Origin of the sequence: Caballeronia sp. AZ10_KS36, assembly GCF_023631105.1 — a bacterium.
Lineage (GTDB): Bacteria > Pseudomonadota > Gammaproteobacteria > Burkholderiales > Burkholderiaceae > Caballeronia.
In genome coordinates this window covers 109,194-121,524 of the sequence record NZ_JALQDQ010000009.1, presented here as the reverse complement: position 1 = coordinate 121,524, position 12,331 = coordinate 109,194, and the positions used below count along the sequence as shown (strand labels likewise).

Below are 12,331 nucleotides of genomic sequence, written 5' to 3'. Positions count from 1 at the left end.
GTCAAGCGGTATATTGAACGGCTTTGGCCGAACGTCTCGAGACATGCATCGCCACTTTCACCACGCGCGCTTGTTCGCAGGGCGCGCGCTTCGCGGCATGGCCGCGCCGGGCACTCCATGAAGCGCACGCGCTCCCACGCGGCGAGCGATTCGCGCGTCAACGCCCCGTCGCCGCGGCGGCGCCGCGCGCTGCTGGCGATCCCGGTGCTCGGCAGCTTGCTGCTGGTGCTGCTGTGGGCGGTGATCTTCGCGCGGCTTTCGGTGGAACGCGAAGCCACCACGCACGAATCGATGGCCTCCGCCGCGATTCTTTCTTCTGCGCTCGAACAGCACACCATCAAGGCGATTCATCAGGTCGATCAGATCACGCGCTTCGTCAAATACGAGTACGAGAAAGCGCCCGACCACTTCAACCTGATCGCGACCGTCGAAAAAGGCGTCGTGCAGAGCGACACGCTCGTGCAGGTTTCGCTGATCGACGAGGACGGCATTCTGATCGCGAATACGTCGGACCCGCATCCGAAGCCGATCGACCTGTCCGACCGCGAGCACTTCAAGGTTCACCTGCACGCGAACGACGATCTGCTCTACATCAGCCGTCCGGTGCGCGGGCGCGTCTCGAACCTGTGGACGCTGCAGATCACGCGACGCCTCAATCATCCGGACGGCTCGTTCGCGGGCGTGGTCGTCGTTTCCGAAGACCCGACCTACTTCACGAGCGACTTCTATAACGTCGCGTCGATCGGGCGCGAAGGCGTGATCGCCGTGGTGTCGGACAACGGCTCGGTGCTTGCGCGCAGCACGAGCGGCACGCTGGCGGAGAGTCCGGCTCGCGACGGGGCGTCCGCTGGCGGCGGGCGCAACGCGGGCAACGCGGGCAGTGCGTCAGGGTCCGCGCACGCCGCGTTCAGCGCGAGCGGCGTCTATCCGACTTCCGAGCACGCCTCGGGCATCTACGTCGATCCGATCGACCACGTCAAGCGCCTCGTCTCCTACCGGCATATCGACGGCTATCCGCTCGGCGTGCTCGTCGGCCTCTCGGAGCGCGAGGAGTTCGCGGACTACAACCACACGCGCAACGTCTATCTGCTGATGGCGAGCTTCATCTCTTTCGCGATGCTCGGCTTCTTCGCCGTCGCGACAGGATTGATCGGCAAGCTGCTCGGACGCGAGCGCGAGATGACGCATCTCGTCGAATACGACTTGCTCACCGGGCTGCGCAACCGTTATTCGACGCTGCGCGCGTTGCGGGCCGACGTCGCGCAGACGGACAACATCGGGCGGCTCTCGCTGCTCTTCATCGATCTCGACAACTTCAAGACGGTCAACGACACGCTCGGCCACAACGCGGGCGATATCGTGCTGCAAATGACCGCGTCGCGGCTCGCGGAAACGGTGGGCCACGGCGGGACGCTCGCGCGCATCGGCGGCGACGAGTTCGTCGTGATCGTCAAGGGCGACGACGTCGAAAAGCGCGCGGTCGGTCTCGCCAACGACATCGTGACCATGTTCGCGACGCCCTTCGACGTGAGGGGCAGCGCGTTCGTGCTGCACGCGAGCATCGGCATTGCGCTGTACTCGGTGTCGAACGAAAGCGAGATCGACCTGCTGAAGAAAGCCGACCTCGCGATGTACAGCGCGAAGGACGCGGGCAAGAACTGCTATCAGTTCTACTCGCCGCAGCTCTCGCATCGCGCGGACCATTTGATGAAGTGGGAGCAGCAGCTACGCGTGGCGCTCGCCGAGCGCCAGTTGTTCCTCGTCTATCAGCCGAAGATCGATCTGGCGCGCCGCTGCATCACGGGATTCGAGGCGCTCGTGCGCTGGAACCATCCGCAGCACGGGCTCATTCCGGCGAACGAGTTCATTCCGGTGGCGGAATCCACGGGGCTGATCGTCGCGGTCGGCGATTTCGTGATTCACACCGCCTGCGCGCAACTCGCGCAGTGGCAGCGGGCGGGCTACACGGGCCTGTCGCTCGCCGTCAACATCTCGGCGGTGCAATTCTGGCGCGGCGACTTGCTCGAAACCGTCGCCCGCGCGATCGAGGCGTCCGGCATTCCGCCGGCCAAGCTCGAACTCGAAATCACCGAGACCGTGATGGTCGAGTACCCGGAACTGGTGCAGGAGAAAATCGTTGCGCTCAAACGTCTGGGCGTGCGCATCGCGCTCGACGACTTCGGCACCGGCTATTCGTCGCTGTCGTATCTGAACCGCTTTTCGGTCGATACGCTCAAGGTGGACCGCTCGTTCATCCAGGCCATTCCCGAAGACCGCAGCGTCTGCGTGATGGTGTCCGCGATCATCAATCTGGCCCGCTCGCTCGGGCTGACCGTGGTGGTCGAAGGCACCGAGCGCGAGGAACAGATCACCTGGCTCGCGGCGCTCGGTCCGGTGGAAGCGCAAGGCTTCCTGTTCTCGCGGCCCGTTCCCGCCGACGGCGTGCAGGCGCTTCTGGACCGCTTCGGCGTATGCGGCTGGGCGCTCGCAAGCGGCGCGCTCGGGCTCGGCACGCTCGGCCAGGAGCCGTCGAACACCGCGTTGAGCGACGAGCGCGGCAGTTGATCGGTTGATCCGGTTGATGGGATCAGATGCCGCGCGACAGCACGGCGGTCCCGATCGTCACGACCCCCAACACGAGATTGACGACGACGAGCCTTCGCACGGTGCCGACCGCCCGCGCGCCATCGGGCCAGTTCTGCGCTTGCACCGCGCGGCGGATGCGCGGAAACACGGCAAAACGGATATGCCCGAAGATCAGCATCATCACGATGCCTAAGCCTGCCATCGCGTGAAGCGGCCATGCGGCGTGCGCGCCGCCGTATTGGGTAAGCAGAAAGCCGCCCGTGATCAGGATCACGAGCACCGCGCCCGCGACCCAGTTGAAGAAGCGCGCGAATACGGCTTCCCAGAGCGGCAGGCGCAGTTGCGGCGCGAGGTCGCCGAGCGCGGGCCGCAGGCAGAAGTGCGCGAAGACCATGCCGCCTATCCATACGGCCACGCCGAGCAAGTGAAGAAAGAGCGCGGCTTCGATGGCATGAGTCATGAGGTGTCGAGGGCAGAAGGTAAGTGAAGTTTGGCCGTTCGACTCAAGCGCGGCGCGTCAGTTCCGAAACGTGGGGCGCGAAGCCAAAAGAAAACGCCTCGCTGCGAGGTTCGCAGCGAGGCGCCTGTTTCCACTTGTTCGCGCTTTAGCGCAAGGTCAGCCCTCGAACACCGGCCGCATTTCGCTCACCTTCAGCGACGTATCCGGCGTGCGGCCCTTTCTCGCCCGCTTGCCGAGATGCTGTTGGAGTTGCGCGCCCGAGAGCTTCTCGTCGCGGATCTTGCCGCCGCGCCCCGCGCCGATCAGCACGACGCCACGCGCGTCGATGGCGAGCGCCTGACGCAGCGTTTCGTTGGGATCGAGCGTCATCAGCGTGACACCGCGGCCGCCGCCCGAGAGCGTCTTCATCTCGTCCATGCCGAAGACGAGCAGTCGGCCCGCATTCGACAGGCACGCGACATACAGCGCGCCCGGCAGCACCGGCATCGGCGCGAGCGGCAACGCGCCTTCGTCGATGGTCATGAACGACTTGCCCGCCTTGTTGCGGCTCACCATGTCGCCGAGCTTCGCGATAAAGCCGAAGCCGTTGCTCGACGCCAGCAACAACGGCTGCTCCGCCGACGCCGCGAAGTAATGCAGCAGATGCGTGCCCGATTCGAGTTCGATCAGCGACGTGACCGGCACGCCGTCGCCGCGACCGCCCGGCAGCGCGGCCACCGGCACGGAGTACACGCGGCCGTTGCTGCCCCACGCGATGAGCGTGTCCGGCGTGCGTGCCTGGAACACGGCGTACAGCGAATCGCCGGCCTTGAACGTGAAGCCGGCCGGATCGAGCCCGTGGCCCTTCAGCGCGCGCACCCAGCCCTTCTGCGAGACGACGACCGTCACCGGCTCATCGACGACGCGCACTTCGAACGTCGCGCGCTTTTCCTGCTGGATCAGCGTACGGCGGTCGTCGCCATACTGCTTGGCGTCCGCTTCGATTTCCTTGATGAGCAGGCGCTTCATCGCGGCGTCGCTGTTCAGCAGTTCTTCGAGCTTCTTCTTCTCGTCGCGCAAGTCGGAGAGTTCCTGCTCGATCTTGATCGCTTCGAGCCGCGCGAGTTGCCGCAAACGGATTTCGAGAATGTCCTCGGCCTGACGGTCGGAGAGGTTGAAGCGCGCGATCAGCGCCTGCTTCGGCTCCTCCGCCTCGCGGATGATGCGAATGACTTCGTCGATATTCAGGAAGACGATCATCCGCCCTTCGAGAATATGGATGCGGTCGTTCACCTTGCCCAAGCGATGCTGCGTCCGGCGCGTGACCGTGACGAACCGGAAGCCGACCCACTCGTGCAGGATTTCGACGATGCCCTTCTGCCTCGGCCGGCCATCCGCGCCGATCATCACGAGGTTGATCGCGGCGTTCGATTCGAGGCTCGTATGCGCGAGCAGCGTGTTGACGAACTCCGTCTGGTCGATGCGGCTCGACTTCGGCTCGAACACGAGGCGCACGGGCGCGTCCTTGCCGGACTCGTCGCGCACGGTGTCGAGCAGCGCCAGAAGCGTTTGCTTGGTCTGCAACTGATCCGGCGTCAGCGTCTTCTTGCCGAGCTTGATTTTCGGGTTGGTCAGCTCCTCGATTTCTTCGAGCACCTTCTGGCCCGACGTGTTCGGCGGCAGTTCGTTGATGACGAGTTGCCACTGACCGCGCGCGAGGTCTTCGATCTTCCAGCGCGCGCGCACCTTCAGACTGCCGCGCCCGGTTTCGTAGGCCGCCGAGATTTCGGCTTGCGACGAGATGATCTGCCCGCCGCCGGGGAAGTCCGGGCCGTTGAGCTTTTCCATCACGCCTGCGTGATCGAGCTTCGGATCGCGAATCATCGCGACGGCGGCTTGCGCGACTTCGCGCAGATTGTGCGACGGCACTTCCGTCGCGAGACCGACCGCGATGCCCGATGCGCCGTTGAGCAGCAGGAACGGCAGGCGCGCGGGCAAGAGCTTCGGCTCCTCGAACGAGCCGTCGTAGTTCGGCATGAAGTCGACCGTGCCGTGATCGATCTCATCGAGCAGCAGGCGCGCGATCGGCGTGAGGCGCGCTTCGGTGTAGCGCATGGCCGCGGCGCCATCGCCGTCGCGCGAGCCGAAGTTGCCCTGACCGTCGATGAGCGGATAGCGCATCGAGAAGTCCTGCGCGAGACGCACGAGCGCGTCGTACGCGGACTGATCGCCGTGCGGGTGATACTTGCCGAGCACGTCGCCCACGACGCGCGCCGACTTCACGGGCTTCGCGGTGCTCGCGAGGCCCATCTCGTTCATCGCGTAGAGAATGCGGCGCTGCACGGGCTTTTGCCCGTCCGATACGTCGGGCAGCGCGCGGCCCTTGACCACGCTCACCGCGTAGTCGAGATACGCGCGTTCGGCGTAATCGCCGAGCGTCAGGTGTTCTCCGTCGGGCGCCGCTTGCTGTTCGGCGAAAAGATCGTCAGTGATTCCCATCGAATATCCGTTATGCGTTTTCCGGAGCCGGCATCAGATGTCCGCTTCCACTTCGTTGCCCTTCTCTTCGAGCCAGCTCCGGCGCGACGCCGCTTCGCCCTTGCCCATCAGCATGGTCATGCGCGAGACGGTGAGATCGAAGCCGAGGTCGCCCAGGCGGACCGGCAAGAGACGCCGCGTGTCGGGGTTCATCGTCGTGTCCCAGAGCTGTTCGGCGCTCATTTCGCCGAGGCCCTTGAAGCGGCTGATGCTCCATTGCGTTTCGCGCACGCCGTCCTTGCGCAGCTTGTCGAGAATCGCTTCGAGCTCGCCTTCGTCGAGCGCGTACAGTTTCTGCGCGGGCTTCTTGCCGCGCGCGGGGGCATCGACGCGAAAAAGCGGCGGACGCGCGACGCACACATGACCGCGTTCGATGAGTTGCGGGAAGTGCTTGAAGAAGAGCGTGAGCAGCAGCACCTGAATGTGCGCGCCGTCCACGTCCGCGTCCGACAGAATGCAGATCTTGCCGTAGCGCAGATTAGAGAGATCGATCTGATCGTCAGGACCGTGCGGATCGACGCCGATGGCCACCGCGATGTCATGCACTTCGTTGTTGGCGAAGAGCCGGTCGCGTTCGGTTTCCCACGTGTTAAGCACCTTGCCGCGCAACGGCAGAATGGCCTGAAACTCCTTGTCGCGGCCCATTTTCGCCGAGCCGCCCGCCGAATCGCCCTCGACGAGGAAAAGCTCGTTGCGCGTGATATCGGTCGATTCGCAGTCCGTGAGCTTGCCCGGCAGCACGGCCACGCCCGAGCTCTTGCGCTTCTCGACCTTCTGACCGGCGCGCGTGCGCGCCTGCGCCTGGCGAATGACGAGTTCGGCGAGCTTCTTGCCGTATTCGACATGCTGATTGAGCCACAACTCCAGCGCCGGCCGCGAGAACGACGACACGAGCTTCACGGCATCGCGGCTATTGAGGCGCTCCTTGATTTGCCCCTGGAATTGCGGGTCGAGCACCTTCGCCGACAGCACGAACGAGACGCGCGCGAACACGTCTTCGGCGAGCAGCTTTACGCCCTTCGGCTGAAGGTTGTGGATCTCGACGAAGTTCTTGACCGCCTGAAAGAGCCCGTCGCGCAAGCCGGATTCGTGCGTGCCGCCCGCGGGCGTCGGAATCAGGTTCACGTACGATTCGCGCAAGAGCGGCCCTTCCTCGCTCCACGCGACCACCCACGACGCGCCCTCGCCTTCCGCGAAAGTCTCTTCGGTCGTGCGCGAGTTGTCCGCGTAACGCTCGCCTTCGAACAGCGGAATCAGCAGTTCGCTGCCGCCCATGCCTTCGAGCAGATAGCCGCGCAGACCGTCTTCGTACTTCCACGTCTGACGTTCGCCGGTCTTCTCGATGACGAGCACCACCTCGACGCCCGGCAGCAGCACGGCCTTCGAGCGCAACAGGCGCTGCAACTCGCCGAGCGGGAGATTGGGCGAATCGAAATACTTCGCGTTCGGCCAGGCGCGCACGCGCGTGCCGCTCTTCTTCTCGCCGCGCTCTGGCGAGCGCGTCGTGAGCGGCTCGATGACGTCGCCATTGGCGAATGCCAGATGCGCGACCTTGTTGTCGCGCCAGACCGTGACTTCGAGGCGCGTGGCGAGCGCGTTCGTCACCGAGACGCCGACGCCGTGCAGGCCGCCCGAGAAGGTGTACGCGCCGCCCGCGGCCTTGTCGAACTTGCCGCCCGCATGCAGCCGCGTGAACACGATCTCGACCACCGGCACGCCTTCTTCCGGATGCAGGCCGAACGGAATGCCGCGGCCGTCGTCTTCCACCGAGACGGAGTTGTCCGCGTGGACCGTCACGGTGATCTGCTTGCCGTAGCCGCCGAGCGCTTCGTCCGACGCGTTGTCGATGACTTCCTGCACGATATGCAGCGGATTCTCGGTGCGCGTGTACATGCCGGGCCGCTGCTTCACCGGTTCGAGGCCCTTCAAGACCTTGATCGATGCTTCGCTGTAGCCCGCCGCCTTCGCGCTCATCGCGCGCGGCCTGGCGCCCTCGGCGCGCTGTGGGGTGGCTGCTTGGGCCACACTGGATTTTTTCGTGGACATAGTTGAACGTTGATCCGGCTTGCGACCCCGCGCGGGAATGGTCACCGCACGACGCCGCGATGCCGGCAAATGCTTTATCGAATGCTCAAGATTGCCTCACCGGATGAGCGTCGCGAGGGCCTTCGCCCCGTCCGCCCGTCCGGCCGCGCTAGGAGAATAGCGGTTTTCGCCCGCCGCGCCCACCTCGACGGCGTCAAACCGAGCCTATCCGCGCTTCGCTTCGAGCTCTTCCCAGCGCTCCAGCGCGACGAGCAATTCCTCTTCGATGGCCGCGTGACGCTCGGAGAGGCGCGCGCCTTCTTTCGCATCCGTGGCGAAGATGGAGCCGTCTTCGAGCTGCGCGCCGATGCGTTTCTGCTCGTCTTCCAGTTCCGCGATGCGCGCGGGCAGCGCTTCCAGTTCGCGCTGTTCCTTGAACGAGAGCTTGACCGTGCGCTGCGCGTTGCGGCCCGCCGCGCTTTCCTTCGGCGCGTCTTCCTTGGGCGCTTCCTTCGCGCTTTGCCGCGCGGCTTCCTCGGCGATGCGGTCCGAACGTTCGCGCTGAACCTGCCAGTCCGAGAAGCCGCCGACATACTCGCGCCACTTGCCGCCGCCTTCCGCCGCGAACACGGATGTCACCACGTTGTCGAGAAACGCGCGGTCGTGACTGACGAGCAGCACGGTGCCGTCGTAGTCCGCGAGCAGTTCTTCGAGCAGTTCGAGCGTGGGAATATCGAGGTCGTTGGTCGGCTCGTCGAGCACGAGCACGTTCGCCGGACGCGCGAAGAGGCGCGCCAGCAACAGGCGATTGCGCTCGCCGCCCGAGAGCGACCGCACCGGCGAACGCGCCCGCTCGGGCGCGAACAGGAAGTCGCCGAGATAGCTCATCACGTGCTTCTTCACGCCGTTGACTTCGACCCATTCGCTGCCGGGACTGATGGTGTCCGCGAGCGATTTGTCGAGGTCGAGCTGCGCGCGCATCTGATCGAAATACGCGGTCTGAATGTTGGTGCCGGTGCGCACGCGGCCCGCGTCCGGCTGCAACTCGCCGAGAATCAGCTTGAGCAGCGTGGTCTTGCCCGCGCCGTTCGGCCCGACGAGACCGATCTTGTCGCCGCGCATGACCGTGGCCGTGAAGCCGTCGACGATGGTGCGCGCGCCATAACGCTTCGTCACGTCCGTCAGTTCCGCGACGATCTTGCCGGACTTCTCGCCCTGCCCGACGTCGAGCTTCACGTTGCCCTGCACGTTGCGCCGTTCGGCGCGTTCCTTGCGCATTTCGACGAGCCGCGCAATGCGCCCGACGCTGCGCGTGCGGCGCGCCTCCACGCCCTTGCGAATCCACACTTCTTCCTGCGCGAGCAGCTTGTCGAACTTGGCCTGCTCCACTTGCTCGACTTCGAGCTGCTGCGCCTTGCGAATCTGATACGCGCTGAAGTTGCCCGGATACGACAGCAAGCGCCCGCGATCCAGTTCGACGATGCGCGTGGCCACGCGATCCAGGAACGCGCGGTCGTGCGTGATGAAAAGCAGGCCCGTGCGCAGCGTGACGAGCAGTTCTTCGAGCCAGCGAATGCCTTCGAAGTCCAGATGGTTGGTCGGCTCGTCCAGCAGCAACACGTCCGGCTGCACGACGAGCGCCCGCGCCAGCGCGACGCGCTTTCTCATGCCGCCGGACAGCGCGCCCGCGCGGGCCTCGCCGTCGAGTCCGATCTGCGCGAGCGTGGTGGCGACGCGCGTGCGCCAGTTCCAGGCATCGCGCGTATCGAGCGCCGATTGCAGCGTGTTCATGCGCGCGAGCAACGCGTCGTGCTCCGCGCCTTCGGGCGTGTCGGCGAGCCGGTGCGCGACGGCATCGTATTCGTCGAGCAGCGTGCGTGCATCGACGAGGCCGGAGGCGACGACATCGAACACGGATGCGTCGAGATCGAACTCGGGCTCCTGCGGCACATAGACGGTCGTGAGTTCGCTCTGGCGCGTGACGAGGCCGTCGTCGGGCGCGGCGAGCCCCGCGACGATCTTGAGCAGCGACGACTTGCCCGCGCCGTTGCGGCCGATCAGCCCGACACGTTCGCCCGCTTCGAGCGAGAAGTCGGCGTGATCCAGCAACGCGACGTGGCCGAACGCGAGTTGTGCGTCCGTGATGGAATAAAGCGACATGGGGATGAATGCGAACGAAGGCGATACGGAGGAAGCGGTCATTGTACCGATGTTCCCTCGCGCCGAAGGTCGCATCGGCCGAACGGACAAGGGCGCGCGGGCCGTGGCGCGCCCGTCTGCCGCCGCGCCTACTTCACGTGGACCTTGATCGTCTGCGCCATCTCAGGCCCGTACGAGCGATGCGCGCCGTCGCCGAGCTGCATCGTCAGCGTGTGGTCGCCGGGCGGCAGCTTGACGTCTGCTTCGGTCTGCGCCTTGCCGTAGTGCAGCGACGTGTCGCTCGCCGGGATCACGGTTCCCTTGGGCAGCGGGCCGCTGTCGATCAGCAGATGATGATGCCCCGTGCCTTCGGTCATCGTGCCGGCCGGCGCGAGCGTCATGCCCTCGACGCCGAACTTCACATGGACCGGGCTCGTGACGGTGGCGCCGTCTTTTGGCTCGATGAAGTACACGCGCGACTGCGCGTGCGCGTGGCCCGCGAAGGCCGCCGCAACGACGATGGCGCCGGCTAATACGGTCTTGTTCAGCATGGTCTTCTCCTTTTTGATGGAGCGAGCGTCGCTCTGGAAATCAACGGCGCCCCAGCATACACCTGCCTTTTGGCCGACCGCATCGGACGCGCGTTTTTTGCGACGGCGCTTCGGGTAAGATGCCGGCTCGCCGTTTCGCGAGCCTTCTCTCGGGCTTGCACGGCCCTATTCCACTTGAATCAAGAGTCTGTCGTGAGCGAAGTCATCGAATACAAAAGCTGGGTATGCCTGATTTGCGGCTGGGTCTATAACGAGCAGGACGGCCTGCCGAGTCAAGGCATCGCGCCGGGCACGCGTTTCGCCGATATTCCCGCGAGCTGGCGCTGCCCGGAATGCGACGTCGGCAAGGAAGATTTCGTCGTCGTCGAGTTCTGAAGCAACACGCGCCGCACTCGCGGCGCTCTTTCAGCGCGCCACCGCGATCAACTCGCGGCTCGTATCGTCCACCGGCGCGCGGTTCCAGTCCCCATACCAGTCGATGTGAGCGAAGCCCGCGCGGGTGAGCAGTTGCGCGAGTTCGTCGCGGCTGCGAAAGCGCAGTTCGCTTTCGGCACGCAGGGTCTCGGTCTCGCCATCGAAGCGCGCGTAAGTCGTGAACGCGACGCGCCCGGTCGAGAGCGGATCGGGCTTCGCGTGCCGCTCTTGCCACACGTCGACGGCACGTCCGTCCGCGCTCTCTATGCGTCTAAGCGACCGTTCCGCCGTCCAATCCTCCCACGCCCGCGCCGCCGGATTGCGGCTCTCGAACGCGATGCGCCCGCCGGGACGCAACGCGCGCCGCGCGGCGGCAAGCGTCGCGAAGAACGATGCATCGTCGAGAAAGACTTGCGCGACGTGACCGGTCATCACGAGCAGGTCGGCCGCGCCGACGAACGGCAACGCGGACGCATCGCCTTCGATCCATGTCACGCGGTCGCCGGACGGACGGCCGCGCGCGATCTTGAGCATCTGCGGCGACGGATCGATGCCCGTCACGCGATAGCCGCGCCCGGCCAGCTCGCAGGCGAGGAGCCCTGTGCCGCATCCGAGGTCGATCACATGCGCCGCCGACTCGGCGAGCGCCACGTAGAACGCCGTGTCGGCAGCGGCGGGATTGAGCGCGTCGTACAGCGCGACGAGGCGCGGATCGGCATAGAGATTCGTCGGCATCAGCGGCTTTGGTAGGCGAGCGCTTCGCGCATCGGCTGGCTGTGGACCATGATCGGGCCGGTGAACGGCGTATCGAGATCGAGAATGACGAGCACGGCCGACGCGATGGAAAGCGCGCCCAGCATGATCGTCACGAGAGACAGCGCGTTGCGCGGGGCGATCAGCCCGAAGCACAAAAAGATGATGAGCAGCCAGCCGACGAGAATGCGGTCGAACGGATACGAAATGGTGCCGTGCGCTTCCTCGATCAGCTTCCAGCGCAGCGCGATGAGTTGCTCGAAGCGCGTGGCGGTATTGTCGGCGAGCTTGCGGTGATAGGCGTCGGCGGGCTGAAGCGACCGGACCCGACGCTGGCCGCGATCGAGCAGTTCGCCCAGCGTGCGGCTTTCGAGTTTGCCGCTCGCGTGCGGCGACCGTTCCACTTGAGGATAGTAGTCGCCGGGCGGATGCGGCTCGGCCGGCCAGGTGCTCGCAATCGCGGCCGCCGTGTAGCTGCGCAGCACGGCGCGCGTTTCGTCGAGGTCCGCGCCGTAGTCGCGCATCGCCCGGTCGAGTTCGATGATCGCGGCGGCGTAGGCGCGCACGTCGTTATCGGTGGTATCGAACACGGTTTTCGCCGATGCCGTCAGCAGCCCCAGCACGAGCGCCGCGAACGTCACCAGCATGCCGACGACGAGTTGCACGAGCTGCACCGTTTCCTGCGCCTTGTGCTCCTCCGGCAACAGCGGCCGAATGATCGCGCCGATGCCGGTGCTCGCAAGCAGCAGAAAGAACACCAGCAGCGCGGATTCGATTTCCGTCATGAGCGCATGAGCCGCGAGCGAGAATGGGTGTGCTCGCATTATCCGGTGGAAATGGCTCGCGGTCCAATGCGGGCGGCGGCTGAGGCTGACGATTCGCGGCT

At 65.5% G+C, this 12,331-nt stretch carries 9 protein-coding genes; 2 read left to right on the top strand and 7 right to left on the bottom strand.

The genetic code is table 11. The features are described from left to right. Positions 1–117 precede the first annotated feature (117 nt). Positions 118–2,565, top strand: coding sequence for a bifunctional diguanylate cyclase/phosphodiesterase (locus NCR35_RS05845; protein ID WP_250533585.1), 2,448 nt, complete (start codon positions 118–120; stop codon positions 2,563–2,565). A gap of 22 nt (positions 2,566–2,587) precedes the next feature. On the opposite strand, the gene NCR35_RS05840 is transcribed toward NCR35_RS05845, so the two are convergent. The 5 genes from NCR35_RS05840 to NCR35_RS05820 all read right to left on the bottom strand — a co-directional run bounded on the left by NCR35_RS05840 (position 2,588) and on the right by NCR35_RS05820 (position 10,278). Next, on the bottom strand, positions 2,588–3,046 hold the full coding sequence (locus NCR35_RS05840; protein WP_250533584.1) for a CopD family protein: 459 nt from the start codon (positions 3,044–3,046) through the stop codon (positions 2,588–2,590). A gap of 156 nt (positions 3,047–3,202) precedes the next feature. Beyond that, a complete protein-coding gene (gene parC, locus NCR35_RS05835) occupies positions 3,203–5,524 on the bottom strand; it encodes a DNA topoisomerase IV subunit A (protein WP_250533583.1) in 2,322 nt (773 codons plus the stop codon). 33 nt (positions 5,525–5,557) lie between these two features. After that, the gene (locus tag NCR35_RS05830) at positions 5,558–7,537 is read right to left on the bottom strand and encodes a DNA topoisomerase IV subunit B (protein WP_250533582.1); all 1,980 of its coding nucleotides are present in this window, start codon (positions 7,535–7,537) and stop codon (positions 5,558–5,560) included. Between the two features lie 276 nt (positions 7,538–7,813). Next, on the bottom strand, positions 7,814–9,748 hold the full coding sequence (locus NCR35_RS05825) for an ATP-binding cassette domain-containing protein (RefSeq protein WP_250533613.1): 1,935 nt from the start codon (positions 9,746–9,748) through the stop codon (positions 7,814–7,816). A 128-nt stretch (positions 9,749–9,876) separates the two neighbouring features. Then, a complete protein-coding gene (locus tag NCR35_RS05820; protein ID WP_250533581.1) occupies positions 9,877–10,278 on the bottom strand; it encodes a DUF4399 domain-containing protein in 402 nt (133 codons plus the stop codon). A 192-nt stretch (positions 10,279–10,470) separates the two neighbouring features. On the opposite strand from NCR35_RS05820, the gene NCR35_RS05815 reads away from it, so the two are divergent. Continuing rightward, positions 10,471–10,653: a rubredoxin gene (locus NCR35_RS05815; RefSeq protein WP_244848250.1), complete on the top strand. Its 183-nt coding sequence runs from the start codon at positions 10,471–10,473 to the stop codon at positions 10,651–10,653. A 30-nt stretch (positions 10,654–10,683) separates the two neighbouring features. Here the strand turns inward: NCR35_RS05815 and NCR35_RS05810 are convergent, their stop codons facing one another. Together NCR35_RS05810 and NCR35_RS05805 are read right to left on the bottom strand one after the other, a co-directional pair. Continuing rightward, a complete protein-coding gene (locus NCR35_RS05810; protein WP_250533580.1) occupies positions 10,684–11,427 on the bottom strand; it encodes a class I SAM-dependent methyltransferase in 744 nt (247 codons plus the stop codon). Next, complete coding sequence (locus NCR35_RS05805; protein WP_250533612.1) at positions 11,427–12,230, bottom strand: bestrophin-like domain; 804 nt, start codon at positions 12,228–12,230, stop codon at positions 11,427–11,429. The genes NCR35_RS05810 and NCR35_RS05805 overlap by 1 nt, the downstream gene beginning before the upstream one ends. Positions 12,231–12,331: the final 101 nt, after the last annotated feature.